Origin of the sequence: Nocardioides sp. GY 10113 (genome assembly GCF_004919105.1) — a bacterium.
Taxonomy (GTDB): domain Bacteria; phylum Actinomycetota; class Actinomycetes; order Propionibacteriales; family Nocardioidaceae; genus Nocardioides.
This window is the reverse complement of sequence record NZ_STGK01000005.1, coordinates 227,703-254,022: the sequence shown is the minus strand read 5'-3', so window position 1 is coordinate 254,022 and position 26,320 is coordinate 227,703. Positions and strand designations below refer to the sequence as shown.

At 72.5% G+C, this 26,320-nt stretch carries 31 protein-coding genes; 23 read left to right on the top strand and 8 right to left on the bottom strand.

Annotated features, from left to right (window positions below):
- The first annotated feature begins 14 nt into the window (after positions 1–14).
- Positions 15–791, top strand: coding sequence for an SDR family oxidoreductase (locus E8D34_RS09010; RefSeq protein WP_136594274.1), 777 nt, complete (start codon positions 15–17; stop codon positions 789–791).
- Here the strand turns inward: E8D34_RS09010 and E8D34_RS09005 are convergent.
- Positions 677–1,660 carry an SURF1 family protein gene (locus E8D34_RS09005; RefSeq protein WP_240771242.1) on the bottom strand — a complete coding sequence of 328 codons (984 nt, stop codon included), beginning with the start codon at positions 1,658–1,660 and terminating at the stop codon, positions 677–679. The two genes, E8D34_RS09010 and E8D34_RS09005, sit on opposite strands and share 115 nt — an antisense overlap.
- Positions 1,661–1,695: 35 nt before the next feature.
- Here E8D34_RS09005 and moaA point away from each other — a divergent pair, with 35 nt between their 5' ends.
- Positions 1,696–2,694, top strand: coding sequence for a GTP 3',8-cyclase MoaA (gene moaA, locus E8D34_RS09000; RefSeq protein WP_136594273.1), 999 nt, complete (start codon positions 1,696–1,698; stop codon positions 2,692–2,694).
- A gap of 89 nt (positions 2,695–2,783) precedes the next feature.
- Here the strand turns inward: moaA and E8D34_RS08995 are convergent, their stop codons facing one another.
- The 3 genes from E8D34_RS08995 to E8D34_RS08985 all read right to left on the bottom strand — a co-directional run bounded on the left by E8D34_RS08995 (position 2,784) and on the right by E8D34_RS08985 (position 4,399).
- Complete coding sequence (locus E8D34_RS08995) at positions 2,784–3,701, bottom strand: DUF559 domain-containing protein (RefSeq protein ID WP_136594272.1); 918 nt, start codon at positions 3,699–3,701, stop codon at positions 2,784–2,786.
- Positions 3,702–3,912: 211 nt separating this feature from the next.
- Entirely contained in the window at positions 3,913–4,104 is a 192-nt protein-coding gene (locus E8D34_RS08990) for an acetone carboxylase (RefSeq protein WP_136594271.1), read from the bottom strand.
- Positions 4,094–4,399 (bottom strand): DUF3099 domain-containing protein, encoded by a 306-nt coding sequence (locus E8D34_RS08985; RefSeq protein ID WP_136594270.1) that lies wholly within the window; start codon positions 4,397–4,399, stop codon positions 4,094–4,096. The genes E8D34_RS08990 and E8D34_RS08985 overlap by 11 nt, the downstream gene beginning before the upstream one ends.
- 25 nt (positions 4,400–4,424) lie before the next feature.
- Here E8D34_RS08985 and E8D34_RS08980 point away from each other — a divergent pair, with 25 nt between their 5' ends.
- From E8D34_RS08980 to fabI, 3 genes are all read left to right on the top strand, one after another.
- Entirely contained in the window at positions 4,425–4,637 is a 213-nt protein-coding gene (locus E8D34_RS08980) for a dodecin (RefSeq protein WP_136594269.1), read from the top strand.
- 136 nt (positions 4,638–4,773) lie between these two features.
- Entirely contained in the window at positions 4,774–5,484 is a 711-nt protein-coding gene (locus E8D34_RS08975) for a beta-ketoacyl-ACP reductase (protein ID WP_136594268.1), read from the top strand.
- A gap of 7 nt (positions 5,485–5,491) precedes the next feature.
- The gene (gene fabI / locus E8D34_RS08970) at positions 5,492–6,271 is read left to right on the top strand and encodes an enoyl-ACP reductase FabI (protein ID WP_136594267.1); all 780 of its coding nucleotides are present in this window, start codon (positions 5,492–5,494) and stop codon (positions 6,269–6,271) included.
- 56 nt (positions 6,272–6,327) lie between these two features.
- Here fabI and E8D34_RS08965 read toward each other — a convergent pair whose 3' ends face one another.
- The gene (locus tag E8D34_RS08965) at positions 6,328–7,011 is read right to left on the bottom strand and encodes a TIGR02206 family membrane protein (protein ID WP_136594266.1); all 684 of its coding nucleotides are present in this window, start codon (positions 7,009–7,011) and stop codon (positions 6,328–6,330) included.
- Between the two features lie 47 nt (positions 7,012–7,058).
- Between E8D34_RS08965 and E8D34_RS08960 the strand changes: the two genes are divergently transcribed.
- Positions 7,059–7,565: a histidine phosphatase family protein gene (locus E8D34_RS08960; RefSeq protein WP_136594265.1), complete on the top strand. Its 507-nt coding sequence runs from the start codon at positions 7,059–7,061 to the stop codon at positions 7,563–7,565.
- A 64-nt stretch (positions 7,566–7,629) separates the two neighbouring features.
- Here the strand turns inward: E8D34_RS08960 and serB are convergent, their stop codons facing one another.
- Positions 7,630–8,856 (bottom strand): phosphoserine phosphatase SerB, encoded by a 1,227-nt coding sequence (gene serB / locus E8D34_RS08955; RefSeq protein WP_136594264.1) that lies wholly within the window; start codon positions 8,854–8,856, stop codon positions 7,630–7,632.
- Positions 8,853–9,617 (bottom strand): hypothetical protein, encoded by a 765-nt coding sequence (locus E8D34_RS21040; protein ID WP_206056634.1) that lies wholly within the window; start codon positions 9,615–9,617, stop codon positions 8,853–8,855. The genes serB and E8D34_RS21040 overlap by 4 nt, the downstream gene beginning before the upstream one ends.
- A 44-nt stretch (positions 9,618–9,661) precedes the next feature.
- On the opposite strand from E8D34_RS21040, the gene E8D34_RS08945 reads away from it, so the two are divergent.
- The 4 genes from E8D34_RS08945 to E8D34_RS08930 are packed head-to-tail and all read left to right on the top strand — an operon-like array spanning position 9,662 to position 12,892.
- Positions 9,662–10,453 carry an ABC transporter ATP-binding protein gene (locus E8D34_RS08945; RefSeq protein ID WP_136594263.1) on the top strand — a complete coding sequence of 264 codons (792 nt, stop codon included), beginning with the start codon at positions 9,662–9,664 and terminating at the stop codon, positions 10,451–10,453.
- A gap of 41 nt (positions 10,454–10,494) precedes the next feature.
- Positions 10,495–10,968, top strand: a complete 474-nt coding sequence (locus tag E8D34_RS08940) for an NfeD family protein (RefSeq protein WP_136594262.1) — start codon at positions 10,495–10,497, stop codon at positions 10,966–10,968.
- Positions 10,968–12,107, top strand: a complete 1,140-nt coding sequence (locus tag E8D34_RS08935; protein ID WP_136594354.1) for an SPFH domain-containing protein — start codon at positions 10,968–10,970, stop codon at positions 12,105–12,107. The genes E8D34_RS08940 and E8D34_RS08935 overlap by 1 nt, the downstream gene beginning before the upstream one ends.
- Complete coding sequence (locus E8D34_RS08930; protein WP_136594261.1) at positions 12,104–12,892, top strand: sulfite exporter TauE/SafE family protein; 789 nt, start codon at positions 12,104–12,106, stop codon at positions 12,890–12,892. The genes E8D34_RS08935 and E8D34_RS08930 overlap by 4 nt, the downstream gene beginning before the upstream one ends.
- Before the next feature lie 116 nt (positions 12,893–13,008).
- On the opposite strand, the gene E8D34_RS08925 is transcribed toward E8D34_RS08930, so the two are convergent.
- Positions 13,009–14,001, bottom strand: coding sequence for an alpha/beta hydrolase (locus tag E8D34_RS08925; protein WP_240771241.1), 993 nt, complete (start codon positions 13,999–14,001; stop codon positions 13,009–13,011).
- A 75-nt stretch (positions 14,002–14,076) separates the two neighbouring features.
- On the opposite strand from E8D34_RS08925, the gene E8D34_RS08920 reads away from it, so the two are divergent.
- The 13 genes from E8D34_RS08920 to E8D34_RS08865 all read left to right on the top strand — a co-directional run bounded on the left by E8D34_RS08920 (position 14,077) and on the right by E8D34_RS08865 (position 26,318).
- Entirely contained in the window at positions 14,077–15,477 is a 1,401-nt protein-coding gene (locus E8D34_RS08920; protein ID WP_136594260.1) for an ethanolamine ammonia-lyase subunit EutB, read from the top strand.
- A complete protein-coding gene (gene eutC, locus E8D34_RS08915) occupies positions 15,474–16,247 on the top strand; it encodes an ethanolamine ammonia-lyase subunit EutC (protein WP_136594259.1) in 774 nt (257 codons plus the stop codon). The genes E8D34_RS08920 and eutC overlap by 4 nt, the downstream gene beginning before the upstream one ends.
- 138 nt (positions 16,248–16,385) lie before the next feature.
- On the top strand, positions 16,386–16,766 hold the full coding sequence (locus tag E8D34_RS08910) for an ethanolamine utilization protein (RefSeq protein ID WP_136594258.1): 381 nt from the start codon (positions 16,386–16,388) through the stop codon (positions 16,764–16,766).
- Positions 16,766–17,302, top strand: coding sequence for a dimethylamine monooxygenase subunit DmmA family protein (locus E8D34_RS08905; RefSeq protein WP_136594257.1), 537 nt, complete (start codon positions 16,766–16,768; stop codon positions 17,300–17,302). Before E8D34_RS08910 ends, E8D34_RS08905 begins: the two co-directional genes overlap by 1 nt.
- Positions 17,299–18,240 carry a PDR/VanB family oxidoreductase gene (locus tag E8D34_RS08900; protein ID WP_136594256.1) on the top strand — a complete coding sequence of 314 codons (942 nt, stop codon included), beginning with the start codon at positions 17,299–17,301 and terminating at the stop codon, positions 18,238–18,240. The genes E8D34_RS08905 and E8D34_RS08900 overlap by 4 nt, the downstream gene beginning before the upstream one ends.
- Positions 18,240–19,259: a DUF3445 domain-containing protein gene (locus tag E8D34_RS08895; RefSeq protein ID WP_168929379.1), complete on the top strand. Its 1,020-nt coding sequence runs from the start codon at positions 18,240–18,242 to the stop codon at positions 19,257–19,259. Before E8D34_RS08900 ends, E8D34_RS08895 begins: the two co-directional genes overlap by 1 nt.
- Entirely contained in the window at positions 19,256–19,759 is a 504-nt protein-coding gene (locus E8D34_RS20735; RefSeq protein WP_168929378.1) for a dimethylamine monooxygenase subunit DmmA family protein, read from the top strand. Before E8D34_RS08895 ends, E8D34_RS20735 begins: the two co-directional genes overlap by 4 nt.
- A complete protein-coding gene (locus E8D34_RS08890; protein ID WP_206056633.1) occupies positions 19,756–20,787 on the top strand; it encodes a PDR/VanB family oxidoreductase in 1,032 nt (343 codons plus the stop codon). Before E8D34_RS20735 ends, E8D34_RS08890 begins: the two co-directional genes overlap by 4 nt.
- Complete coding sequence (locus E8D34_RS08885; RefSeq protein ID WP_206056632.1) at positions 20,784–21,845, top strand: DUF3445 domain-containing protein; 1,062 nt, start codon at positions 20,784–20,786, stop codon at positions 21,843–21,845. Before E8D34_RS08890 ends, E8D34_RS08885 begins: the two co-directional genes overlap by 4 nt.
- A 119-nt stretch (positions 21,846–21,964) precedes the next feature.
- Positions 21,965–23,263, top strand: coding sequence for a type III glutamate--ammonia ligase (gene glnT, locus E8D34_RS08880; RefSeq protein ID WP_136594255.1), 1,299 nt, complete (start codon positions 21,965–21,967; stop codon positions 23,261–23,263).
- 39 nt (positions 23,264–23,302) lie between these two features.
- The gene (locus tag E8D34_RS08875; protein WP_136594254.1) at positions 23,303–24,301 is read left to right on the top strand and encodes a glutamine amidotransferase; all 999 of its coding nucleotides are present in this window, start codon (positions 23,303–23,305) and stop codon (positions 24,299–24,301) included.
- Positions 24,298–24,984 carry a protein glxC gene (locus E8D34_RS08870; protein ID WP_136594253.1) on the top strand — a complete coding sequence of 229 codons (687 nt, stop codon included), beginning with the start codon at positions 24,298–24,300 and terminating at the stop codon, positions 24,982–24,984. The genes E8D34_RS08875 and E8D34_RS08870 overlap by 4 nt, the downstream gene beginning before the upstream one ends.
- Positions 24,984–26,318, top strand: coding sequence for an FMN-binding glutamate synthase family protein (locus E8D34_RS08865; RefSeq protein WP_136594252.1), 1,335 nt, complete (start codon positions 24,984–24,986; stop codon positions 26,316–26,318). Before E8D34_RS08870 ends, E8D34_RS08865 begins: the two co-directional genes overlap by 1 nt.
- Positions 26,319–26,320: the final 2 nt, after the last annotated feature.

Genomic DNA, 26,320 nt, shown 5'->3' with positions numbered 1-26,320 from the left:
GCTAGATTCGGGGCGTGGACCTCCAGCTGAACGACCGCGTCCTGATCGTCACCGGCGGCACCCGAGGGCTGGGCCGCGCCACGGCTGAGCAGCTGCTGCGCGAAGGGGCGCGGGTGCTCGTCACCGGGCGCTCCGCGGAGGCGGTCGAGCGCGCCGTGGTCGACCTCGCCGCAGTGGCCGACGCTGGCGGCGGCGCGGTGCTCGGGGTCACCGCGGACAACGCCGACCCGGGCACTCCCGCGCGCCTGCTGGAGGCCGCGTCGGATGAGTGGGGGCGTGTGGACGGCGCGCTGATCAGCGTCGGCGGACCGCCCGCGGGTCCCGTCACCGCGGTCACTGACGAGCAGTGGACGGCCGCGTTCGGCAGCGTCTTCCTCGGCGGGGTGCGGTTGGCGCGCGAGATCGGCACCGCGCTGCCCGCCGGCGGCTCGCTGGCGATGGTCCTGTCGACCAGCGTCCGTCAGCCCGTGCCCGGCCTGGCGATCTCCAACGGCCTGCGACCGGGGCTGGCGATGGTCGCGAAGAGCCTCGCGGACGAGCTCGGGCCCTCCGGCGTACGGGTCAACGCGCTGCTGCCCGGACGGATCGGCACCGACCGGGTCGCGGAGCTGGATGCGGCGACGGGGGACGCGGAGGCCTCGAAGGCGGCCGCCGTCGCCCAGATCCCGCTGCGGCGCTACGGGCGGCCGGAGGAGTTCGGACGGGTCGCCGCGTTCCTGCTCTCGTCGGCCTCGTCGTACCTGACCGGCGTCTCGCTCCCCGTCGACGGAGGGATGACCCGCTCGCTCTGAGTCCGCGCCTGCCGGGACTCCTCCCGCGCCTCCACCTGGGCCCGGAGCCCCGGGGGCACGTCGTCGCGAGCCCGCGAGAACGGGCCGGGCTTGCGCTGCGGCCGGCGCTCCCCCCGGCGGCCGTTGCGACGCTCGTCCCAGGCCAGGTAGAGGAACCCGCCGCCGGCGAGCACCCCGAAGAACCACCACTGCAGCCCGTAGAAGAAGTGCGGGCCGTTGTCGAGGTCGGGCAGATCCGCCCGCTCCAGCGGCACGGCGGGCTCGGGGTCCTCCGTGCGCAGGTCCACGAAGCCTCCGTAGACCTCCCGGTCCAGCGCCTCGCCGATCTTCACGCTCGAGATCGCCCGGGTGGTCTGGTCCGTGACGTCGGTGCTGTTGCCGGTGCCGTCCTGGCGTACCCAACCGGTGATGGTCACCTCGCCCGACGGCGGAGCCGGGATCTCGTCGCGCGCGACGAACGTCTGGCCGGGCTCGAGCGCCAGGAACCCGCGGTCCACCAGCAGGGCGGTGCCGTCCGCCGTGACGAGCGGCACCACCGCGTCGACGCCCGGCAGGCTGTCGTCGCCGGAGCGGTTGCGCACGACGATGGTGTCGGCGACGTCGTACGTCCCGGTCGCGCTCACCACCCGCCACTGGTCGTCCTGGGCCACCTGCTCGCCGAGCGCGAGGACGTCGGCCACGGGTACCGGGTCGCGCACCTCGTTGGCCTCGATGATCGCGTTGCGCTCCTTGCGGTCGTCGAGGCGGCCGAACTGCCACTCGCCGAGCCACCAGGTCGCCCAGCCGACGAGGAGGATGGTGAGGAAGAAGAGGACCCAGCGTCGGCTCACCAGGAACCGCCAGGACCCGAGCCAGGCCACAAGCTTCACGGGGCCACGGTAGACGGCGTGCCTATGCTGGCCACATGCAGGTGCTGCCGTTGGTGGATCGGTTCGGTCGGGTCGCCACCGATCTTCGGGTGTCGCTGACCGACCGGTGCAACCTCCGCTGCTCCTACTGCATGCCGCCCGAGGGCCTGGACTGGATGCCGAACGAGGACCAGCTCACCGACGACGAGGTGGTGCGCCTGATCGGTGTGGCGGTCACGCGGCTCGGGGTGCGCGAGGTCCGCTTCACCGGCGGTGAGCCCCTGGTACGTCGTGGGCTGGTCGACATCGTGGCGCGCACGCACGCGATCGACCCCGACGTCGAGCTCTCCCTCACCACCAACGCCCTGGGGCTGGCCAAGGTGGCCGGCGCGCTGGCGGGCGCCGGCCTGGATCGGGTCAACGTCAGCCTGGACTCGGTGCGCGAGGACACCTTCGCCACCATCACCCGGCGCGACCGGCTGCGCGACGTGGTCGACGGCCTCGCGGCCGCCGAGGCGGCCGGCCTCGGCCCGGTCAAGGTCAACGCGGTGCTGCTGCGGGGGATCAACGACGACCAGGCTCCCGAGCTGCTGCGCTGGTGCCTCGACCGCGGCTACCAGCTGCGCTTCATCGAGCAGATGCCCTTGGACGCGCAGCACGGGTGGTCGCGCACGACGATGGTGACCGCCGATGAGACGCTGGCCCGGCTCGAGGCGGAGTTCGCGCTGGCGCCGGCCGAGGAGCCGCGGGGGAGCGCCCCCGCCGAGCTGTTCACGGTCGACGGGGGGCCGGCCACGGTCGGCGTGATCGCCTCGGTCAGCCGCCCGTTCTGCGGGGACTGCGACCGGGTCCGGCTGACCGCCGACGGCCAGGTCCGCAACTGCCTGTTCGCCCGGTCCGAGTCGGACCTGCGCACGGCGCTGCGGGCCGGCGCCGACGATGACGACCTCGCCGAGAGGTGGCGGGCCGCGGTACTGCCGAAGCTGCCCGGCCACGGCATCGACGACCCGACGTTCCTGCAGCCCGACCGGCCGATGTCCGCGATCGGCGGCTGAACACCCCCACCCGCCGACTTGGGGTTTGTGGTGCCGCGACTTGAGGTTTGTGGCGGGACGACTTTCAAGATCCGGTGCCGGAAGGGCCGTCACCACCGCCGATTGGTGTAGGACGGCGCCAATGCCTCACGCACGCCGCGGATCCATAGCCTGAGCTGCGGGTCGGTGAAGTCGCCCCGGCGGACCACGATGACCCGCCAACCCAGCGCGCGGAGCCGCTCGCGACGCTCGCGGTCGTGCGCCTGCTGGGCAGGGGAGCTGTGCGAGTCGCTGCCGTCGTACTCGATCGCGACCTTGGCGCGACGATAGGCGAAGTCGAGACGGTAGACGGGCTCGCCATCGATCTCCACCCAGACCTGGGGCTCGGGGCGCGGTAGGCCCGCATCGAGCAAGGCGAGAAGGATCCAAGCTTCTCGCGGTGACTCGATTCCGGGTTCAACCGACGGGACGAGTTCCCTCAGTTGGACCACGCCACGCCTGCCTCGGAATCGCCCCAGCTCCCTGGTCATCATCTCGGCGGTGAGGTCGTGCAGCCCGGCGAGCTCGCTCATCGCGGCGTGCGCCTCCCGCCGGCGCAGGTGACAACCGAGGTCGAGGGCGGTGCGAAGTGGCGTCGTCACTCGCACACCATGGACGACGGTCACGTCACTCGGCTGGAGATCTCGGGTGCGACCGCGGGCCTCGGCGCGTGCCGTCGGGTGGTGGCCGCTGAGGGCACAGGTCTCGACAACGTGGAGCAGGTCATGCTCCGAGAGCGTGAGGGCATCGACGCCGTGCAGCCACGCCGCGGTCCGGTCCACAGCGACGTGGTGGCGGGAGGCACCGAGTGCGATGACCTGCGCGCGCAACAAGGCGTCATCCTGCAGGTCAGCGCGCGCAAACACTCCTCGCGTGTACCGGCGCAGGCTGCCGTCCGCCAGCGCCTCTCGCAGCTGGTGCCTGCTGATACCCAGTCGGGCTGCGGTCTGAGCGGTGAAGGGGGCGGCGGGGAGCAGGTCGTGGTCCATGCCAACGGAGCATCATCCCTTGGTCCGGACCGATCGAGGCAGCACCTACGGGCTGGGTATCGCGAACCAGAGGCGCTCGCCTGTGCGCGGACAAGCGGGCCCCGGCGTGGTGGGGGAGGCCCGGTCGTCGGCACTGGGCGCGATTCGGCCAGCCACAATGCCCAAGTCACTGCGCCACAAAGCCCAAGTCGGCGGAGGAGGGGGCGTGGGGTCAGGCGGAGTGCGGGATGGTGTCCTTGAGGAACTTCCGCGCCCCGAGGAAGACCTCCAGGGACTCCCGGTGCTCGTCGCAGGCCAGCCAGACCTTCCGGCGGTCCGGGGTGTGGATCTTGGGGTTGTTCCACAGCAGCTGCCACTGCGCCGGGGCCTGGCAGCCCTTGGCGGAGCAGACGTCAGGAGCCACTCGGACCGCCCAGCTGGCGCTGCCCGGAGCGACCGTCGGGCAGAGGGAGGGAGGAGTCCCGGCTGTCGTTGGCGTTGGCCATGACGACCGCCAGGTAGGGCAGGATCACCGCGGCGGCGATCAGGAACGGCCACAGCCAGTTGATGCCGGCCACGCCGGCGAAGGCGGCGCCGATGAAGCACAGCGACCGCACCGACATCCAGAAGATGTACTTGCGCTGACGGCGTGCCAGGTCGGCCCGCGGGTCGTTGCCCACGGTGGTGATCCGGACCGGACCGGCACCTGCTGTCGCCATGCCCGCCAGCCTATAGGCTCCCCGTATGTCCAACCGCACCTACCGTGTCACCGAGATCGTCGGCACCTCTCCCGACGGCATCGACCAGGCCATCCGCAACGGCGTCGAGCGCGCCGGCCAGACCCTGCGTCACCTCGACTGGTTCGAGGTCACCCAGGTCCGCGGCCAGATCAAGGACGGGCAGGTGGAGCACTTCCAGGTCGGGATGAAGGTCGGCTTCCGCCTCGAGGACGAGTGAGTCGCGGCGGCCGGCGGATCGTCGCCGGCTCGACGCCGCAGATCGTTGGACTTGTAGGAACCTCACAAAGAACCTCGCTGAAGTTGAGGCCCCGAGGCAGCGATCCACATCGGTTGCGACTACTAGCGTCGATCCCGTGAACCAGCCCCGATCGGTCCTCGTCACCGGCGGCAACCGCGGCATCGGCCGCGCGATCGCCGAGGCCTTCCTCGCCCAGGGCGACAAGGTCGCCGTCACCACCCGCAACGGTGGCGCCCCCGAGGGCGCTCTCGAGCTCAAGGCGGACGTCACCGACGCCGCCTCGATCGATGCGGCGTTCAAGGAGGCGGAGGCGGTCAACGGCCCGGTCGAGATCCTCGTCGCGAACGCGGGCATCACGGCAGACACGCTCCTGCTGCGGATGTCGGAGGAGGACTGGAGCTCGGTGATCGACACCAACCTCACCGGTTCCTTCCACGTCGCCAAGCGCGCGGCGAAGGGCATGCTGCGCCTGAAGCGTGGCCGGATCATCTTCATCTCCAGCGTGGTCGGCCTGCTCGGCTCACCCGGCCAGGTCAACTACGCCGCCTCCAAGGCCGGCCTGGTCGGCATGGCCCGGTCGCTGGCGCGCGAGCTCGGCTCCCGCAACATCACCGCCAACGTCGTCGCGCCGGGGTTCGTCAACACCGACATGACCGCCGTGCTCACCGACGAGCAGAAGGCGGAGATCAAGAATCAGGTCCCCCTGGGTCGGTACGCCGACCCGGCGGAGATCGCCGGCGCAGTCACCTGGCTCGCCGCAGATGCAGCGGCATACGTCACCGGGGCCGTGATCCCGGTCGACGGTGGACTTGGAATGGGGCACTGACACACCTATGGGAATCCTCGACGGCAAGACGATCCTGGTCGCCGGAGTCACGCTCGACACCTCGATCGGCTTCGCGGTGGCGAAGTTCGCCCAGGAGCAGGGCGCGACGGTCCTGATCTCGAACTTCGGCCAGGCGCTGCGGATCACCCGCCGGATCGCCAAGCGGTTGCCGGAGCTGCCCCCGGTGCTCGAGCTCGACGTGACCGACGAGGAGCACCTCGCCGGCCTGGCCGACCAGGTGCGCGAGCACCTCGGCCCGGACGCGACGCTCGACGGCGTGGTGCACTCGATCGCCTACGGCAACCCCGAGACCCTGCTCGGCGGCAAGTTCCTCACCGGCCCGTGGGCGGACGTCGCGCAGGCCGTCCAGGTGTCGGCGTACTCGCTGAAGTCGCTGGCCATGGCGTGCAAGCCGCTGATGGGACAGGGCGGCAGCGTGGTCGGCCTCACCTTCGACGCGTCCGTCGCCTGGCCGGTCTACGACTGGATGGGTGTGGCGAAGGCGGCGCTGGAGTCCACCTCGCGCTACCTGGCCCGCGACCTGGGACCCGACGGCATCCGGGTGAACCTGGTCTCGGCCGGCCCGCTCAAGACCCTGGCCGCGAAGGCGATCCCGGGCTTCGAGGAGCTCGACTCGCTGTGGGAGCAGAACTCCCCGCTGGGCTGGGACAACGGTGACCAGGAGCCGACCGCCCGCGCGGTCTGCGCGCTGCTGTCGGACCTGTTCCCGGCCACCACCGGCGAGATCGTCCACGTCGACGGCGGCTTCCACGCGATGGGCGCCTGAGCCAGTCCGTGACGAGGGCGCGAGCTGGCAGAGACTCTCTGCCGGCTCGCGCCCTGCTAGGTGGAGTCGGCCGGAACCTTCGGTCGGCGCGAGGCGAGGGCCGTCATCGCGGCCCACACCGCGGCGACGATCGCCACCTCCGCCACGACGTACGCCGGCCAGGGCCCGAGCAGGTCCAGTGCGGACCCCGCGCCCGGTTTGCGGCACAGGTAGCCATAGTTGGTGCCGGCCACCGCGTTGAACGCGCCAGCGACCGCCACCCACGCCAGCGTGAGGGCCATGGTGGCCCGGTACTCGCGCCAGCCCGGGGTCAGGCCGAGCCCGATCGTCAGGTAGCCGGCGGCCCACACGATCAGCAGGTGGAGCGCCCAGAACGCCAGGTAGCGCAGCTCCGGGAACTCCTCGCCGAGCGACGGGGTCACGATCGCCTGCAGGGTCAGCAGGCTCCAGTAGAACGTCAGCGCCACCGCGACCCGGTGATGGGTCCAGAGCGCGACCGCCGCCGCTACCCAGGCCAGGTCGCACAGGTGCAGGGGGAGGGAGACGCCGAGCTCGAAGCGGGTCAGCACGTCGACGACCTGGAAGGGGACCGTCGCCGCGGCCACCGCTATCGCCCAGGCGCGGTCGAGGGCGGTGGGGCGGCCCAGTCCCCGGCGACGACGGCCCAGCGCGACGGCTCCGACGAGCCCGACGCCGAACAGCGCGAGTGGCACCAGGTGGGTCGCGCCGTAGGGCGTCACCCGCGCAGTGTCGCACGCCCCGGCCCGTGCTGCCCTAGGCTCGGAGCGTGCCAGCTCCCGTACTGATCCTGGTCCGCCACGCCAAGGCGGAGGCGTTCGCGGCGACCGACCACGAGCGCCCCCTCGCCGAGCGGGGCCACGCTGACGCCGCCGACGCCGGCCGATGGCTGGGCGAGATCGGGATCGACCCGGACCTCGCCTACGTCTCGACCGCCGCGCGCACCCGTGAGACCTGGACCGACGTCGCCGACGCGGCGGGGTGGGACGGAGTGGTCGCGCACTTCGACCAGAGCCTGTACGGCGCGGACGAGGTCGGAGCGCTCGAGCTCCTCGCCGCGACCGAACCGGACGTCGGCGCCGTCGTGGTGGTGGGCCACAACCCGACGATGGCCGTCCTCGCGCAGCTGCTGGACGACGGGGAGGGCGACGCCTCGGGCGACCTGTCCGGCGGCTTCCCGACGTCGGCGGTGGCGGTGTTCGACGTGCCCGACGGGTGGGCGGGCATCGGGGCGATGTCCGGGCGTCTCCGCGCGTTCCACGTCGGACGCGGCTGACCCGGCTGACCCGGCTGACCCGGAGTCGACGCGGTTCGACGGCCGGACGTGTTCGGCCGCGGCGTCAGGCCTCCAGCGGCGGCGACGGTGTGGTGAACCCGGCGGCGGCGTCGGCGGCCTCGATCTCCTCCCGGGTGATCCCGAGCAGGTACATGATCGCGTCCAGGTAGGGCACGTTCAGCGAGGTGTCGGCGGCGTCGCGGACGACGGGCCGGGCGTTGTAGGCGATGCCCAGGCCGGCCGCGGCGAGCATGTCGAGGTCGTTGGCGCCGTCGCCGATGGCGATCGTCGCCGCCTCCGGTATGCCGAGCTCTGCGGCGAACTCGCGGAGGGCGTCGGCCTTCCCTGCCCGGTCGACGATCGCGCCGACCACGCGCCCGGTGAGCCGGCCGTCGACGATCTCCAGCGTGTTGGCGCGCGCCCGGTGGATGCCGAGGTCGGCAGCGAGCCGGTCGGTGATCTGGCTGAAGCCGCCGGAGACGATGGCGAAGCGGTAGCCGAGCCGCCGCAGGGTTCGCACCAGCGTGCGGGCGCCGGGGTTGATCACGATCTTGGCGTAGACCTCGTCCAGCACGCCGGCGTCGAGCCCCTCGAGCAGGGCGACCCGGGCGCGCAGCGACTCCGCGAAGTCCAGCTCGCCGCGCATCGCCCGTTCCGTGACCTCGGCGACCTCCGCTCCGTGTCCGGCGTGCTCGGCGAGCATCTCGATGACCTCGCCCTGGATCAGCGTGGAGTCGACGTCCATCACGATCAGCCGCACCCCGTGGCGCAGGATGGAGGCCGGCTGCACCGCCACGTCGAAGTCGTTCTCCGCCGCCTCGGAGGCGAGCAGGGTCCGCAGCGTGTCCGGCGCCGCGCCGGACACGTGCAGCTCGATCGCGGTCACGGGGTAGCGCGCCATCCGCTCGATGCGGTCGATGTTGCCGCCGGCGTCGGCGATCCGGCCGGCGACCGCCGCCATGGCTCCTGCGCGCAGCGGGGAGCCGATGACGGTGACGTGGGTCCGCCCGTCGGGCCGGCCGCCGTCGTCTCCCGAGCCGCGCTCGACGTGGATGCTCACCCCGAGGTCGGACGCGGTCGCGTCCAGCGCCGCACGCAGGCGGGCGGCGTCCCGCGGGGCGCTCACCAGCACGCCGAGCACCAGTCGGCCGCGGATGACCATCTGCTCGAGGTCGACGACGGTGACGCCGGCGGCGGCCAGCGTGCCGAAGACCGAGGAGGTGATCCCGGGGCGGTCGGTCCCGGTCACCGTGATCAGCAGCGTCTCGCTGGCGGCAGGCGTGGCGTTCATCGGGGGGAGGCTATCGCCGGCGGCCAGCCGTCGGGGGAGCAGGCTGCCGTCAACGCGGCCCGCACGGCGCGTTCGAGCGGCGCCAGCAGCGCCCGGCGGCGTTCGATCTCGCCGAGGCTGAGCGCGCCGCCCTCGGACTCCAGTGCCAGCGCGATGACGTCCTGCAGGTGGATGGCTCGCCCGGCGAGCGCCCGGCACGCGTCAGGTACGCCGGGGGGCGCGACCAGCCCGGTGCCGTGCCTCAGGTCGTGCAGCTCGTCGGCGATCTCCGGGCTCCAGGCGGCGACGTCGAGGTCGGCCAGGCCGTTCGCGGCGTCCAGCACCGCCGAGCGGAGCGCCCGGTCGGCCTCGCCGAGGTCCGGCGGGGGCCGCCGGGCCGCCGGGTGCCGCACCCACTCGACCGCGCGGCCCACGACGGTGGGCACCAGGGCCTCCTCGGCGCCGAGCAGCAGCGCGGCCTCCCCGGCCTCGACGGCGGCGGCGGTGAACGGCGCGGGCCCGCGCACGCCGATCGGGTCGCCGGCGGCGGGGAACGCGGCACCGACGGCCGTCGCGCCGCGGTCGCGGGCGTCGGCCAGCAGCGGAACCAGCCCCGCGGCGCCGGCCGGCGCGCCGACCACAAGGTGCGCGACGTCGGACCCGGTCACGGCGTCCAGCAGGTCGTCGGGGCCGATGTCACCGCGCAGCCAGGCGGTGCCCCACCAGGCGAGGCGCCCAGCCCGGGGCAGCGGGTCGTCGGGGGTGTCGGAGTAGGCGTCCACGAGTCGGTGACGATACGCCGCGGCGCCCCGTTAGGGTTGCCGCCATGTCCGCAGTCCTCGAACTCGCCGAAGTCAGCGTGCGGCGTGGCCGCGCCACCCTGCTGGACCGGGTGAGCTGGGTCGTCCGCGAGGGCGAGCGATGGGTGGTGCTCGGCCCGAACGGCGCCGGGAAGACCACGCTGCTGCAGGTCGCCGGCGCGCAGATCCACCCGACCGACGGCGCCGTCGGCATCCTCGGCGAGCTGCTCGGCACGGTCGACGTGTTCGAGCTGCGGCCGCGGATCGGCGTGACCAGCGCGGCGCTGGGCGAGCAGGTGCCCCGGGGCGAGCTGGTCCGCGACGTGGTCATGTCCGCGTCGTACGCCGTCCTGGGCCGGTGGCGCGAGCAGTACGACGACCTGGACCTCAAGCGCGCCGAGGACCTGATGCAGGAGCTCGGGGTCACCCGCATGGCCGAACGGACGTTCGGCACCCTCTCGGAGGGCGAGCGCAAGCGCGTGCTGATCGCGCGGGCCCTGATGACCGACCCGGAGCTGCTGCTCCTGGACGAGCCGGCGGCGGGCCTGGATCTCGGTGGCCGCGAGGACCTGGTCTCGACGCTGTCGGTGCTCGCCTACGCCCCGGAGTCACCGGCGACGGTGCTGGTCTCGCACCACGTGGAGGAGATCCCGCCCGGGTTCACCCATGTGCTGATGCTCCGCGACGGCGCGGTGGTGGATGCCGGTCCGATCGAGTCGACGCTGAACGCGACCACGTTGTCCGCCACGTTCGGGATGCCGTTGGTGGTGGAGCAGCACGAGGGGCGCTGGTCGGCGCGCCGGCGGCGCCGGGCCTGAAACATCCGGCGCGGTCATCGCCTCGCCGATAGGGTCGGAGCATGGACTGGATAGGCGAGCACCTGTGGCAGACGTGGCTCGGCGTCGCGATCCTGTTCACCATCGCCGAGATGTTCTCCCTGGACCTGTTCCTGGCGATGCTCGCGGTCGGCGCGCTGGCCGGCATGGGCACCGCGTTGGCCACCGACTCCGTGGTGCTCAGCGCACTCGTCGCGTCGGGGGTCTCCGTCGCGATGCTCGCCGTGGTCCGGCCGTCGCTGGCGCGCCGGCTGCACGGCGGCCCCGAGCTGAGCTTCGGCAACGCCCGACTGATCGGACTGCCGGCGGTGGTGACCGAGCCGATCACCTCCCTGCACCCGGGTCGTGTGCGTCTGGATGGAGAGATCTGGACCGCGTCGGCCGACGACCCCCTGGAGATCGGCGAGCAGGTCGAGGTCGTCGCGATCCTCGGAGCGACGGCGCACGTGCGCCCGCGCACCCTGCCCGCTCCCACTGACGAGAAGGAGATCCCGTGATCGGCTGGATTCTGCTGGCCCTGCTGTTCCTGCTGGTGGTGGTCACCCTCAACAAGACGGTTCAGGTCATCCCGCAGGCGCGCGCCGGCGTGGTGGAGCGCTTCGGCAAGTACAAGGTGACGCTGTCCGCGGGCCTGAACTTCGTGATGCCGTTCATCGACAACGTGCGCCACCGGGTCGACCTGCGCGAGCAGGTGGTCAGCTTCCCGCCGCAGCCGGTGATCACCGAGGACAACCTGTCGGTCGACATCGACACGGTGATCTACTTCCGGGTCACCGACGCGGTCGCGGCGACGTACGAGATCGCGAACTACATCTCCGCGATCGAGCAGCTCACCATGACCACGCTGCGCAACATCATCGGTGGCATGGACCTGGAGCAGACGCTGACCAGCCGCGACCAGATCAACTCCGGACTGCGCGGCGTGCTCGACGAGGCCACCGGCAAGTGGGGCATCCGCGTGAACCGGGTCGAGATCAAGAGCATCGACCCGCCCGCCTCCATCAAGGACGCGATGGAGAAGCAGATGCGCGCGGACCGGGACAAGCGCGCCTCGATCCTGACCGCCGAGGGGCAGCGGCAGTCCGCCATCCTCACCGCCGAGGGAAACAAGCAGTCCGCGATCCTCAGCGCCGAGGGCGCACGGGAGTCCACGATCCTGCGCGCGCAGGCCGACCGGGAGGCCGCGATCCTGCGGGCCCAGGGTGAGGGACAGGCCATCCAGACCGTCTTCCAGGCGATCCACGACGGCCAGCCGGACCAGTCGCTGCTGGCCTATCAGTACCTGCAGATGATGCCGAAGATCGCCGACGGCGAGGCCAACAAGCTGTGGATCATCCCCAGCGAGTTCGGCGACGCTCTCAAGGGGCTGAGCTCCACGATCAACAACCTCCCGGGGATCCCGCAGGAGGTCGAGGGTCCGCGCACCCGCGTCGACCTCGGGCCCGAGGAGCCGGAGGTCGCGCAGCAGTCGGCCGAGGAGCTGAAGGCGGCCCAGGACGCGGTCGCGAAGGCGATCGAGGAGGCCCAGAGCGCCGCCCTGCCGGCCCACCCGACCGCTGCGCCGAGCCACCCGCCCGAGACCGGTCCCGCCACCGACGCCACCGACGAGCAGGGCCCGGAGGCGCCCCGCGCGTGAGTCCGCTCGACGCCGTCGCGGTCCTGGTTGCCGGGGTCGGGGCGGGGATGATCAACGCCGTCGTGGGGTCGGGCACGCTGATCACCTTCCCGACGCTGCTCGCGCTCGGCGTACCGCCGCTGACGGCCAACGTGTCCAACAGCCTCGGCCTGGTGCCGGGCTCGGTCGCGGGAGCGGTGGGGTACCGCCGCGAGCTGGTCGGCCAGCGGCAGCGGGTACGCCGCCTCCTGCTGGTCTCGGTGCCGGCCGGTGCCACCGGGGCGCTGTTGCTCCTGGTGCTGCCCGCGGGGGCGTTCGAGGCGGTGGTGCCGTTCCTGATCGCCCTGGGCCTGGTGCTGGTGGTGGTCCAGCCGCGGCTGTCCGCTTGGGTGGCCGCGCGGGAGGAGGCACGGGGCCGGGACGGTGACCGTGGCGCCTGGTGGCTGCCGGTGGCGACCTTCGGCTCCGGTGTCTACGGCGGCTACTTCGGCGCAGCGCAGGGCGTGATCCTGATGGCCGTGCTCGGCATCGGCCTCAGCGACGCGCTGCAGCGGCTCAACGCCCTGAAGAACGTGCTGGTGGCGGCCGTCAACGGCGTCGCGGGCGTGCTGTTCGTGGTGGTCGCCGGCCTCGACCTGCTGGGCACCCAGGCGGAGGTGGATTGGCTCCTCGTGCTGCTGATCGGCGTGGGCGCCGTGATCGGCGGGTTCCTCGGCGCCGCGGTGGGCCGCCGCCTGCCGCCGTTGCTGCTGCGCGCGGTGATCGTCGTCGTCGGGCTGGTCGCCCTCGTCGTGCTGCTCGCCTGACCACACCCCGCGAGTGGGTCGTCACGACCGCCCGAATGGGTGGTGGGGACCGGTCGAGTCGGCCGTTTCGGCCGGTGCCTGTGACCGACTCGGCCGGTGCTTGTGACCGACTCGCGCTACAGGACGTAGGCGCGCAGCCAGCGGTCGATCTCGTCGTAGGCGCGCTCCCGCGCGGCCTTGCGGGAGAGGATCACGTCGTGGATCGCGCCCGGGATGGCGACGTAGGTGACGTGCCGGCCGACCGCGACCGACCAGCGCCGGATGTGGCGCACGTCGAGGACGATGTCGGTGCGGAAGATGTCCTCGTTCATCTCTTTGGGCCACGAGCTGCGGTCGGAGGAGAGCACGAGCACCGGCGCCGGCACGGACAGGCCGGCCTGGAGCCGGGCGTGGCCCTCGCGGATCGCGCGCAGCCAGCCGAGCCGCACGGGGAACGAGCCGAACGGCTTCCACTCGAAGTCGAAGTCCCACTCGCCCTCGTGGTCGCGGTGCAGGCTGCGCGCGTAGAAGCCGGTGACGTCGCGGGTCAGCTCGCGCATCGGCCGCTTGCGACCGGCGCGGTCCAGCGCCTTGCCGGCGGCCCAGGTGCGCAGCACCGCCGGACCCTGCAGGTCCAGCCAGGGCGAGTTGAGCAGCAGACCGGCCAGCTCGACCGGCCGCCGCGAGTCCGCCCAGAGCGCGACGATCAGGCCGCCGGTGGAGTGCCCGGCCAGCACGACCTGGGTGTGGCCGTCGCGGACGGTGATCCGCTCCCAGGCGGCGTCGAGCTCCTCGAAGTAGGCCTCGAGGTCGTCCACGTAGGTCGGCGACTGGTGCGGGCGCAGGGAGCGGCCGTACTTGCGCAGGTCCAGTGCGTACATGTCGTGGTCCCGCTCCAGCCACCACTCGCCGTACGCCGTCTGGAAGAAGTAGTCGGAGAAGCCATGGACGTGCAGCAGGGCGCGGTCGGTGGCCGTTCCGGTGGACCGGTGGACGAGCGTGGCGACGACCTCGCCCTCCTCGTCCGGCGCGAGCGGCAGGGTCTCGGCGGTCCACGGATCGCCGAGCACGTCGGGCAGGCTGAGAACGTCGCGGAGGCCGAGCGGGCTCCGGGGGCTGTCGCTGCTCACCCCGCCAGTCTGCCGCACGGGCCCGAAGCCGTGGGAACACAAGCCGGAAACAATGGCCACCTACGCTCCGCGAGCGTGAGGTACCAGCACACCCTGCACGGTCACACCTACGTCTTCGACGGCCTCGTCGACCTCCTCGCCAAGGCGACCCCGCTCCGCTCGGGCGACGTGCTCGCCGGATGCGCGGCGGAGAGCGACGCCGAACGGGCCGCGGCCCGGTGGGCACTCGCCGACCTCCCGCTGACCACCTTCCTCAACGAGCACGTGGTGCCACCGGAGAGCGACGAGGTGACCCGTCTCATCCTCGAGAGCCACGACCCGGCAGCATTCGCGCCGATCGCCCACCTGACGGTCGGCGGGCTGCGCGAGTGGCTCTTGACCACGGCCGCTGACGACGGCGCCAGCGCCGCGCTGGCCGCCGTCGCTCCGGGGCTGACGCCGGAGATGGTGGCGGCGGTCTCGAAGCTGATGCGCAACCAGGACCTGATCGCGGTGGGCGCGGCGACCGAGGTGACCACGGCCTTCCGGTCGACCCTCGGCCTGCGCGGCCGGCTCTCCACCCGGCTGCAGCCGAACCACCCGACCGACGACCCGGCCGGGATCGCGGCCGGCATCCTGGACGGCCTGCTGCTCGGCTGCGGGGACGCCGTGATCGGGATCAACCCGGCCTCCGACGACCCGGCGACCGTGGCGCGCCTGCTGCACCTGGTCGACGAGGTGCGCGAGCGCTACCGGATCCCGACCCAGTCGTGCGTGCTGACCCATGTGACCACCACGATCGACCTGATCGCGCAGGGGCACCCGGTCGACCTGGTCTTCCAGTCCATCGCCGGCACCCAGGGCGCCAACGCCGGGTTCGGCGTGGAGCTGGCGATGCTGGCCGAGGGTCACGAGGCGGCCACCGCCCTGGGCCGCGGCTCCGTGGGGCAGAACGTCATGTACTTCGAGACAGGCCAGGGCTCCGCGCTCTCGGCCGACGCCCACCTCGGCACCGACGGGCGCCCGGTCGACCAGCAGACCCTGGAGGTGCGCGCGTACGCCGTGGCGCGGGCCTTCGACCCGTTCATGGTCAACACCGTGGTCGGCTTCATCGGCCCCGAGTACCTCTACGACGGCAAGCAGATCGTCCGGGCCGGCTTGGAGGACCACCTGTGCGGCAAGCTGCTGGGGCTGCCGATGGGCGTCGACGTCTGCTACACCAACCACGCCGAGGCCGACCAGGACGACATGGACACCCTGCTCACCGTGCTGGGCGTCGCCGGCTGCACCTTCGTGATCGCGGTGCCCGGGGCCGACGACGTGATGCTCGGCTACCAGTCGACCTCGTTCCACGACGCGCTCGCGGCCAGGAAGGTGTTGGGCAAGCGGGCGGCGCCGGAGTTCGAGTCGTGGTTGGCCGACCTCGGCATGCTCGACCCGGGCGGTGGCGTCCGGGCGGTCGACCCCGCCACCAGCCCTCTGCGAGCGCTGGCATGAGCGGCGGGGGCGCGGGCGGGGACGACTTCTGGGCGCACCTGCGGGGCGCTACCCCGGCCCGGATCGGGCTGGGCCGCGCGGGGAACGCGCTGACCACGGCCGCCGTCCTCGAAGCCGGTGCGGCGCATGCGCTGGCGCGGGACGCCGTGCACCGGCCCGTCGACGTGGGCGCCCTGGCCGTGGACCTGTCCGCCCTCGGACTGGGGGAGGTGCGCACCGTGGCCTCGGCGGCGCCGGATCGCGCGACCTACCTCACCCGGCCCGACCTGGGCCGGGTGCCGGCCCCCGGGCGCGCCGGGCTGGCCGCGCTCGCCGATCTCGCGCCGGCGCCGGACGCCGACCCGGGCCTCGCGGTCGTGGTGGCCGACGGGCTCTCCTCGGCCGCCGTCGAGGCGCACGCGGCGCCGCTGCTCGCCGCGCTGTTGCCGCTGCTCGACGCCGCCACCCGCGTGGCGCCGCCCGTGATCGCGACCCAGGCCCGGGTCGCGCTCGGCGATCACGTGGGCCAGGCCCTCGGGGCGCGGCTGCTCCTGGTGCTGATCGGGGAGCGGCCGGGGCTGTCGGCCAGCGACAGCCTCGGGGCCTACCTGACCTGGCAGCCGCGCCCTGGTGTCCAGGACTCGGCTCGCAACTGCGTCTCCAACATCCGTCCGCCCCACGGGCTCGACTACGACACGGCGGCGCGCACGATCGCCTCCTTGGTCGCCGGGGCGCGGACCCTCGGTGCGACCGGCGTCCGGCTCAAGGCAGGGGTGCACGAGCTCGGCTAGCGCTTGACCCGCAGGCGGCGTGCGGCGCGGCGTCGGGCGCGACGTCGCGTGGATTTCGCGCCGGATCAACATCGCCGAAACACGCGCTCTGTTTCATGGTGGTTGTCAGCAGTTCCTCGCAGAGAACGGATCCCATCCATGGACAGCACCACGACCCAGGCGCCGTTCCAGGTCATCTCCGACGCCTGGAAGAACCTCCCCAAGATGGACGAGCCCGAGTACGCGGGCACGGAGGGGTTCATCGCCGACGTGTACGAGAACCCCGCCGGCAGCGTGATGTGCAGCGGCTTCTTCGAGCTGAAGAGCACCGACGAGCCCCTGCTGTACGTCTACGACTACGACGAGATGAAGGTCGTGCTCGAGGGCGAGTTCCTCCTCGAGAACAAGGAGACCGGGCAGAGCATGGTGGCCCGCGCGAAGGACGCGATCTTCTTCCCGAAGGGCTCCAAGATCTACTTCTCCACCCCGTCGTACGCGCTCGCGTTCTACGCCGGCCACCGCGACGCCTCGCTGCTCTGATGCCGCGCCTGGAGCACACCAGCGTGCCGCCCTGGGCCGTCCCGAACGCGGCGGTCTCGCCGGCGCCGGACGCCACCGGGACCTCCTACGTCCTCGTCGGCGTCGGCCCCGACGGTGCCCAGCAGGTGGCGGCCTGGCGCCGGGAGATCCGTGCGGCCCGGGGTGACGTTCCGGTCGAGACGGTGCTCGCCGAGGACCACGCGGACGCCGGCGTGCGCCTGGCGTCGGCGCTGGCCGCGGCCCGGGTCGGCGTACGGGTCCGGGTGGCGGGTGCGGTCGGCGACTGCCTCGCGCTGCGTGGCGTCGCCGTCCGCGCCGGGGTGGAGGACGACGAGCTTCACGTGGCGCCGACCGCCGCGGGGCCCGTCGCCGTGCAGTGCTGCCACTGCGGGGCGATCACGCCATCGGCGGCGGGCATCGACGACGTCGTCCCCTGCGCCGGCTGCGCGCGCCGGCTGCTCGTCTACTACCACGTGTCGAGGCGCACCGGGACGTTCCTCGGCTTCCAGATCGACGCCGAGGAGGCCGCCTCGTGACCGGCACCCGGATCGAGCTCGTCGTCGCGGCTGTCGAGGAGGCGGCGCGCGCGGTGCGCACGGTGCGCCTGCGCGCCGCCGAGGGCGGTCCGCTCCCGTCGTTCGTCCCCGGCAGCCACCTGGTGATCGACTGCGGCGGCCGCGCCAACGCCTACAGCCTCGTCGGCGAGTCGATCGCGCCCGACGAGTACGCGATCTCCGTGCTGCGGGTCGAGGACGGCGCCGGCGGATCGGCATGGGTCCACGGCCTGGAGCCCGGCGACCGGGTCGCGGCCCACCTGCCGCGCAGCATGTTCCCGCCGATCGCCGCCGCGACCCGCCACCTGCTCGTCGCCGGCGGCATCGGCATCACGCCGGTCGTCTCCCACCTCCGCGCCGCCCGCCTCTGGGGCCGCGACGTCCAGGTGCTCTACGCCTTCCGCGAGGGGCACGGTGCGCACGTCGACGACGTCAAGGAGCTGGCCGGCGACCGTTGCGAGTTCTTCGGCGACCGCGCCGGCTTCGCCGAGCGCCTGCGGACCGTGCTCACCGAGCAGCCGCTGGGCACGCACGTCTACGTCTGCGGTCCCGGCGCGATGATCGACAGCGTCACCGAGGCGGCGACCGAGGCCGGCTGGCCGGCCTCGAGGATCCACTCCGAGCGCTTCGGCATCGACGCGCTCGATCCGGGCGATCCCTTCCAGGTCGTCCTCACCGAGACCGGGACGACCCTCGACGTCCCCGCGGGCACCAGCCTGCTCGACGCCATCGAGGGCGCCGGCGTAGCGGTGCCGAACCTGTGCCGCCAGGGCGTCTGCGGCGAGTGCCGCATCCCGGTCTCCGCAGGCACCCCGCTGCACCGCGACCTGTTCCTCTCTGACGAGGAGAAGCAGGCGTGCGACGCCATCATGCCGTGCGTCTCGCGCGCCGACGGCCCGAGCCTGGAGGTTCCGCTCTGATGACCGCACTGGACACCGCCGCCACCGATCCGCTGGTGACCGGCTTCCCGTTCCCGTTCCCCGAGGACCGCTACCGCTACTCGACCAACGTCGAGCCCGCCGGCGGCGCTGTGCTCACCCCCGCCGGCCAGTGGGGCACCGCCGTCGTCGACATCGACGTCGAGTACGCCGCCGAGCTGGCCGAGCGACGCGAGATCCTGGCCCGTGATCCCGGTCGGCACGCGGTGCTGCCGCACATGCGCGGCGCCGCCTGGGACACCCTGCTCACCCTGATGCAGGAGATGGCGCTGGCGTATCCCGACCAGATGGCGCTGTCCCGCGACCCGGAGCAGACCGGTGACGCCCGGGCCTGGCGCTGGGAGAACCGCCTGCTCGGCGTGGTCCAGGACTTCCGCTACGGCGACGACGCCACCCTGCCCGACGAGCCGCTGGCCTACATCGCCAGCCAGGTCCAGGAGGACATCGTCCTGCTGGACCAGCGCAACGACGCGCTCTGGGGCGACGCGGGCGTGGTCACCTTCGCGGCGGACTGGAGCTTCGGCTTCGACGTGGGGATGAGCTTCCTGGAGATCCACGGACCCGTGCCGAGGCTGCGGGAGCTCGGCGTCATCACCCGGGCCCACGAGTTCCTCAAGCGTCTCCAGCCCCACCAGCCGTACCGGCGCACCAACTGGACGCTGACGATCGGTCGGCGGCTCGACGTCTCCACCGAGCTCTACCCGGAGTGGGGCCCGGACCGGGAGATGATCCAGCGCGTCGACGACGAGACGTTCGGGCGCCTGGTCCACCTCCGGGTCGAGGTGCAGCACCTGATCCGGCTGCCCGAGTCCGGAGCGATCTGCTTCCTCATCCGGACCTACCTGCTGCCGCTGGACCAGCTCGCCACCGTCGAGCCCTGGCGGGTCCGCGCCGCGACGGTGATCGCGGAGCTGCCCGAGGACATGGCCGACTACAAGGGGATCATCAAGTACCGCGACCGCGCCGCGGCCTGGCTCCTCGCGGCGGGACGGCAGGCATGAGCGCGACGCCCACGGTCGACACCACGATCGACACCAGGGCGCGCTCCTTCCTGGTGGTTGCGATCGGCGCCGACGCGGAGACCGCCCGGGTGGCCCGGGAGTGGACGACGCTGGCCGAGGGCGTCGCCCCGACCACGCTCGCGGTGCTCGACGACATCGACGCGCCCTCCGATCTCGCCACCCTCGCCGACGTCGCCGGCTCCGCCCGGGTCGGCGTCCGGATCCTCGTCGTGGGCGGGCGGTACGACGCCCACCGCGCGGTCGCCCTGCTGCGCGAGCACGGCGCGCTGCCGGTGGAGATCCAGGTCAGCGTCACGCACGCCGACGACCTGCCCGTCTACTGCGCGCACTGCCGCGACATCCGGCGCGTGGTGGGCGAGCCCGGCGGCCTGGTCGAGTGCCCCGGCTGCGCCCGCCTGCTCGAGGTGCACGACCTGCTCGCCACGGCGATGGGCTGCTACCTCGCCTCCGACTCCCGGGCACGCGAGGTGACCGAGTGACCGCGACCCTTCCGACCGGCGCCGACGGGCAGGTCCAGCTGAACCGGCACCGCCACCCGGCCTACCGGACCCAGGCCCGAGCCCTCGTGGTCACCGACGTGGTGCCGCTGACCCCGACGATCACCCACTTCCGGCTGGCGGCGCCCGACGGGGCTCCGTTGGCGTCGTACCAGCCAGGGAGCCACCTGGTGGTGACCGCGGGCGAGAAGCGCAACGCCTACTCGCTGGTCGGCGACGGTATGGCGCCGACGTCGTACGGGATCTCGGTGATGCGCCGCGGTGACGGCGGGGGCTCGGACTGGCTGCACGACCACCTCCGGCCGGGTGACCTGCTGGAGATCGAGGGCCCGCGCTCGATGTTCGCGCCGATCCTCGACCAGCGCCACGCGCTGCTCGTCGCCGGTGGCATCGGCGTGACGCCGGTGCTCTCCCACGCTCGGGCGGTGGCCGCGCGCGGAGGGACCGCCGACATCCTCTACTCCTACCGGCCCGGTCATGCCGCGCACCTGGAGGAGCTGGCCGAGCTGGCCGAGGCGCCCGGCATCCGGCTCTTCGAGGCGACGACGGTCGAGGGGACCATCGATCTGCTGAAGGACCGCCTCGCCGACCAGCCGCTGGGGACCCACGCCTATGCGTGCGGCCCGATGCCGCTGCTGGACAGCTATCTCTCCCTGGCCGCCGAGGCCGGGTGGCCAGACGCGCGCGTGCACCTCGAGCGGTTCACCGCGCCGGAGCTGGATGCGGGCAGCCCGTTCACCGCCGTGGTCGCGTCGACGGGCGAGCGCCTGGACGTCGCGCCCGGCGTCTCCCTGCTCGAGCGGTTGAACGGTGCCGGCTACCCGGTGCCCAGCCTGTGCCGGCAGGGCGTCTGCGGCGAGTGCCGGATCGGGCTGCTCGGCGCCCCGGGCCAGGACCTGGTCGACCACCGTGACCTGGTGCTCGGCGACGAGGAGAAGGAGAGCGGGGACAGCCTCCTGTGCTGCGTCTCCCGTGGAACCGACGGATCGACGATCGAGGTGGACCTGTGACCCTGCACGTGCCCGAGAGCCCCGAGAGTCCCGCGCTGGCTCCGCTGACACCCGCCGCCGAGGCCTACCTCGCGCAGCCGGTCGACCACACCAGCGGGCTGCCCTGGCCGTTCCCCGACGACCTGGGCGCGTTCCGGTACACGGTCAACGTGGATCCGGCGATGACCCCGCGGCGTACCGCCGCGGGGGAGTGGGGACGGGTCATCTGCGACCTCGGCGGCGCGGAGTACCCGGCGATCATGGCCGACCGGCGGCGGATCCTCGACGAGGACCCGCACCGGGTGAAGATGCGCCCCGGGATGGAGCTGGCCGCGTGGGACCTCCTGCTCTACTACCTGCGCGACCTGGACGCGTCCTACCCCGAGCTGATGCACCTGACCGAGGGCGTCGACGACGACCCGCGCCGCTTCCACTGGCGCAACGACCTGCTGGGCACCGACCAGTCCTTCGTGCTGGGGGAGTGGGACTCACTGCCGCGCGGTCCGTTCGACTTCCTGGCTCGCGAGATCCCCGACGACCTGCTGCTGGTCACCGAACGGGACGGCCGCCTCTACTTCGACGCCGGTGCGGTGACCTTCGCGGCGGCCTGGTCGGTCTCGTTCGACGTCGGCATGGACATGTACGAGATCCACCACAACGTCCCCGGCTTCAACGACACCGGGATCACGGCGCGGGCCGAGCAGTTCCTGCGCCGGGTCCCGGCCGACCAGGTCTTCCGCCGGGTGAACTGGACGCTGTCGGCCTCGGGGTCGCGCAAGCTCGACGTGAGCCTGGAGGAGCTCCCCGAGTGGGGCACGGACATCGCGGAGCTGATCCGCGAGGAGGACTGGGGCGCGCTCCAGCTGCGGCTCGAGGTGGAGCACTTCATCCGGCTGCCGATGACCGGCACGGTCACCTTCAACATCCGCACCTACATGGCCTCCCTCGACGAGATCAAGCAGATCCCGGCGTGGGCCGCGCAGCTGGCCACCGTGATCGAGGAGCTTCCCGAGCCGCTGGCCACCTACAAGGGCTTCATCGACTACCGGCACCACGTCGTGCCCTACCTGCGCGCCTGACCGCGGCCGGAGCCACCCGAACCACAAACCTCATCGCTGTGTAACGGGTACGTAATACCCCAACTGTCTACTAGGGGTGTACAGCGATTCCAGACAAGAAACCGGAACGGAGATCGGCCGTGGAAACACTGCGGGAGCTGGCCGAGCAGTCGGACACCAAGTTCATTCTGGCACTGTTCGTCGACCTGCGCGGGAAGCCGTGCGCGAAGCTGGTCCCGGTCGAGGCCGTCGACGAGCTGGCGTCCGAGGGCGTCGGCTTCGCGGGGTACGCCGTGGGCGCGCTCGGCCAGGAGCCGAAGGACCCGGACGTGATGGCGATCCCGGACGTGGAGTCGTTCACGCCGATCCCGTTCGTCAAGGAGGGCCTGGCGCTGGTCCACTGCGACCCGCACGTCCTGGGGGAGCCGTGGCCGTTCGCGCCGCGCAACATCCTCAAGAGGGTGATCGCCGAGGCCGCCGAGATGGGGTTCAAGCCCTGGGTCGGCGCCGAGGTCGAGTACTTCCTGGTCCGCAGGAACGCCGACGGCTCGATCGCGACGGCGGACCCGGACGACACCGCCGACCAGCCCTGCTACGACGCGCGGGGCGTCTACCGGATGTACGACCACCTGACCTCGATCTCCTCGGCGATGAACCAGCTCGGCTGGGGCAACTACGCCAACGACCACGAGGACGGCAACGGGCAGTTCGAGCAGAACTTCAACTACGCCGACGCGCTGACCACGGCCGACCGCGTCGTCACGCTGCGCTACCTGCTGTCGGTGATGGCGGCTGAGCGAGGCATGATCGCCACGTTCATGCCCAAGCCGTTCGCCGACCGGACCGGCAGCGGGCTGCACCTGCACCTGTCGCTGACCGCCGCCGGCGAGCCGGTCTTCCCGGGCGAGGGGTCCGACCCGCTCGGCCTCTCCGAGACCGCCTACGGCTTCGTGGCCGGCATCCTCGACCATGCCCAGGCGCTGCAGGGCCTGATCGCCCCGACCGTGAACTCCTACAAGCGCACCGGCGCCGTCTCCACCGCCTCCGGCGCCTCGTGGGCCCCGCGTCGCCCGACGTACGGCGGCAACGACCGCACCCACTACATCCGGGTCCCCGACAACCAGCGGATCGAGATGCGCGGTGGCGACGCCTCGGCGAACCCCTACCTCGCGGTCGCGGGCGCGCTCGGCGCCGGGCTGGACGGCATCCGGCGCGGCGCGCACCCCGGACCGGTCGGTAGCGGCCCCGACGGCGAGCTGCCGAACACGCTCATCGAGGCGATCGACCTGATGCGCGCCGACGACGTGGTCAGCGGCGTGCTCGACGCCGCCGGCGAGGGCGTGGCGGACTACTTCGCCGACATCAAGCGCCGCGAGTTCATCGACTACCACGCCGCCGTGAGCGCGTGGGAGCTCGACCGCTACCTCACGGCCTTCTGACCGGGCCGCCTGAATCGCCACCAGAGAAAGGACACGGCTATGTGCGGCATCGTCGGATTGCACCTGCGCAACCCCGATCTCCACCCCCGCCTCGGCGAGCTGCTCTCGGGCATGCTGTGCGAGATGCAGGACCGTGGCGCCGACTCCGCCGGAGTCGCCGTCTACGGTGACCCGGCGTGGACCCCGCCGGGACACGGCGCGGTCTCGCTGCTCGACGTGACCGCGCCGGCCGACGAGGTCGCCGTCGCGGTCACCGACGCCCTCGGCTCACCGGTCACCGTGAAGGTGCTCGACGCGACGTACCTGCTGACCGCCGACGCGGACAGCGAGGCCCTCCTCGCCGCCGCCCGGACCGCGGTGCCGCAGGCGCTCGTGGCCGGCTTCGGCGCCGACCTCGCCGTGCTGAAGGGCGTCGGCGCGCCGCGGACGCTCTCCGAGGCGTGGGGCCTCTCGCGGGCCCAGGGCTGGCAGGGCGTCGGCCACACCCGGATGGCGACCGAGTCGGCGGTCACGCCGTCAGGCGCGCACCCGTACGCCGTCGGCGTGGACCAGTGCCTGGTGCACAACGGCTCGTTCTCCAACCACGCCACCATCCGGCGCGAGCTGCGCGCCGCCGGGGTGGAGTTCGACAGCGAGAACGACACCGAGGTCGGCGCCCGGTTCGTGGCCCACCAGCTGGCCCAGGGCAAGGACGTGGAGGCCGCGCTCAAGGAGCTCTGCGCGACCTTCGACGGCTTCTACACGCTGCTGGTCTCCCACCGGGACTCGTTCGCCGTGGTCCGCGACGCCATCGCCTGCAAGCCGGCCGTGATCGCCGAGACCGACGACTGGGTGGCGATGGCCAGCGAGTTCCGTGCCCTCGCGCACCTGCCGGGCGTTGAGGCGGCCCGGATCTGGGAGCCCGAGCCCGAGGTCATCTACGCGTGGACCCGCACCGCGTCGACCGGCGGGTCGTCCGTCGGGTCGTCCGTCGACTCGGCGGGCGATCCGACCGGCGAGTCGGCGGCGGCGCCGATCCTCGAGGGAGTCTCCGCATGACGACCTACGACCTGACCGCGACGCCGCTGCGCGAGGTCAACACCGCCCTGCACGCTCCCGATCTCCTCGACGGCGGGGCCGACATCACGATCACCAACCCGTTCGGCGCCCACAACGTCGCCGTCGGCCTCAACGCCCCGGTCAAGGTGACGGTCGAGGGGCACGTCGGGTACTACGCCGCCGGCATGAACCAGCAGGCCGAGGTGGTCGTCAACGGCAACGCCGGCACCGGCGTGGCCGAGAACATGATGAGCGGCACCGTCGTGGTCAAGGGCAACGCCTCGCAGAGCGCGGGCGCCACCGCCCACGGCGGCCTGCTCGTGGTCGAGGGCGACGCGGCCGCGCGCTGCGGGATCTCGATGAAGGGCGTGGACATCGTGGTCGGCGGCAACGTCGGACACAGCAGCGCCTTCATGGCCCAGGCCGGCCGCGTGGTCGTCCGGGGCGACGCCGGCGACGGGCTCGGCGACTCGATCTACGAGACCCGCATCTACGTCCGCGGCACCGTCGCCTCCCTCGGCGCGGACTGCGTCGCCAAGGAGATGGGTCCGGAGCACCTCGAGGAGCTCGCCGGCCTGCTCAAGGCCGCCGGGTTCACCGAGGACGACCCGGCCGACTACACCCGGTACGGCTCCGCCCGCACCCTGTACCACTTCCACGTCGACAACACGGGGGCCTACTGATGAGCACGAACACCTGGGGCCTCCGCGAGAGCGCGACCTTCGATCGCGGCGCGATCGCCGCGATCCAACGGGCCGCGGAGACCGGCATCTACGACATCCGCGGCTGGGGCGCCAAGCGGGCGCTGCCCCACTTCGACGACCTGCTCTTCCTGGGCGCCTCGATGTCGCGCTACCCGCTCGAGGGCTACCGCGAGAAGTGCGGCACCGACGTCGTCCTGGGCGGCCGGCACGCGAAGTACCCGCTGCACCTGGACACCCCGGTCACCATCGCCGGCATGTCCTTCGGTGCGCTGTCCGGCCGGGCCAAGGAGGCGCTGGGCCGCGGCGCCTCCGAGGTCGGCACCTCCACGACGACCGGCGACGGCGGCATGACCCCGGAGGAGCGCGGCCAGTCCAAGCACCTCGTCTACCAGTACCTGCCGTCGCGCTACGGGATGAACCCCGACGACCTGCGCAAGGCCGACGCCATCGAGGTCGTCCTCGGCCAGGGTGCGAAGCCCGGCGGCGGCGGCATGCTGCTGGGGCAGAAGATCTCCGAACGGGTCGCGAGCATGCGCACGCTGCCGCAGGGCATCGACCAGCGCAGCGCGTCGCGCCACCCCGACTGGACCGGCCCGGACGACCTCGCGATCAAGATCGCCGAGCTGCGCGAGATCACCGACTGGGAGAAGCCGATCTACGTCAAGGTCGGCGCCACCCGGACGTACTACGACACCAAGCTGGCGGTGCACTCCGGCGCCGACGTGGTCGTGGTCGACGGCATGCAGGGCGGCACCGCCGCCACCCAGGACGTCTTCATCGAGCACGTCGGCATCCCCACGCTCGCCGCGGTCCCGCAGGCCGTCCAGGCGCTGCAGGAGCTCGGCGTGCACCGCCAGGCCGAGCGCGGGGTGCAGCTGATCGTCTCCGGCGGCATCCGCTCCGGTGCCGACGTCGCCAAGGCGATGGCGCTCGGCGCGGACGCGGTCGCCATCGGCACCGCCGCCCTGATCGCGCTCGGCGACAACGACCCGAAGTACGCGACCGAGTACGAGAGGATCGGCTCCGCAGCCGGCTTCTACGACGACTTCCAGGACGGCAGGGACCCCGCCGGCATCACCACCCAGGACCCCGAGCTCGCCGCCCGGTTCGACCCGGTGGAGGGCGGCCGCCGGCTGGCCAACTACCTGCGGGTGCTGGCCATGGAGGCGCAGACCATCGCCCGCGCCTGCGGCAAGGCGCACCTGACCCATCTGGAGCCCGAGGACCTGGTGGCGGTGACGATCGAGGCGGCCGCCATGGCCCGCGTCCCCCTCGCCGGCACCAGCTGGATCCCCGGACAGGGCGGATTCTGATC

What these genes read in the sequence shown, in the direction of transcription:
- E8D34_RS08985 (WP_136594270.1), bottom strand. Translation starts at nt 4,399, where the DNA reads ATGGCGACAGCAGGTGCCGGTCCGGTCCGGATCACCACCGTGGGCAAC.
- E8D34_RS20735 (WP_168929378.1), top strand. Translation starts at nt 19,256, where the DNA reads ATGAGCGCGACGCCCACGGTCGACACCACGATCGACACCAGGGCGCGC.
- E8D34_RS08910 (WP_136594258.1), top strand. Translation starts at nt 16,386, where the DNA reads ATGGACAGCACCACGACCCAGGCGCCGTTCCAGGTCATCTCCGACGCC.
- moaA (WP_136594273.1), top strand. Translation starts at nt 1,696, where the DNA reads ATGCAGGTGCTGCCGTTGGTGGATCGGTTCGGTCGGGTCGCCACCGAT.
- serB (WP_136594264.1), bottom strand. Translation starts at nt 8,856, where the DNA reads ATGAACGCCACGCCTGCCGCCAGCGAGACGCTGCTGATCACGGTGACC.
- E8D34_RS08980 (WP_136594269.1), top strand. Translation starts at nt 4,425, where the DNA reads ATGTCCAACCGCACCTACCGTGTCACCGAGATCGTCGGCACCTCTCCC.
- E8D34_RS08895 (WP_168929379.1), top strand. Translation starts at nt 18,240, where the DNA reads ATGACCGCACTGGACACCGCCGCCACCGATCCGCTGGTGACCGGCTTC.
- E8D34_RS08905 (WP_136594257.1), top strand. Translation starts at nt 16,766, where the DNA reads ATGCCGCGCCTGGAGCACACCAGCGTGCCGCCCTGGGCCGTCCCGAAC.
- E8D34_RS08940 (WP_136594262.1), top strand. Translation starts at nt 10,495, where the DNA reads ATGGACTGGATAGGCGAGCACCTGTGGCAGACGTGGCTCGGCGTCGCG.
- fabI (WP_136594267.1), top strand. Translation starts at nt 5,492, where the DNA reads ATGGGAATCCTCGACGGCAAGACGATCCTGGTCGCCGGAGTCACGCTC.
- E8D34_RS08865 (WP_136594252.1), top strand. Translation starts at nt 24,984, where the DNA reads ATGAGCACGAACACCTGGGGCCTCCGCGAGAGCGCGACCTTCGATCGC.
- E8D34_RS08995 (WP_136594272.1), bottom strand. Translation starts at nt 3,701, where the DNA reads ATGGACCACGACCTGCTCCCCGCCGCCCCCTTCACCGCTCAGACCGCA.
- E8D34_RS08875 (WP_136594254.1), top strand. Translation starts at nt 23,303, where the DNA reads ATGTGCGGCATCGTCGGATTGCACCTGCGCAACCCCGATCTCCACCCC.
- E8D34_RS08870 (WP_136594253.1), top strand. Translation starts at nt 24,298, where the DNA reads ATGACGACCTACGACCTGACCGCGACGCCGCTGCGCGAGGTCAACACC.
- eutC (WP_136594259.1), top strand. Translation starts at nt 15,474, where the DNA reads ATGAGCGGCGGGGGCGCGGGCGGGGACGACTTCTGGGCGCACCTGCGG.
- E8D34_RS08945 (WP_136594263.1), top strand. Translation starts at nt 9,662, where the DNA reads ATGTCCGCAGTCCTCGAACTCGCCGAAGTCAGCGTGCGGCGTGGCCGC.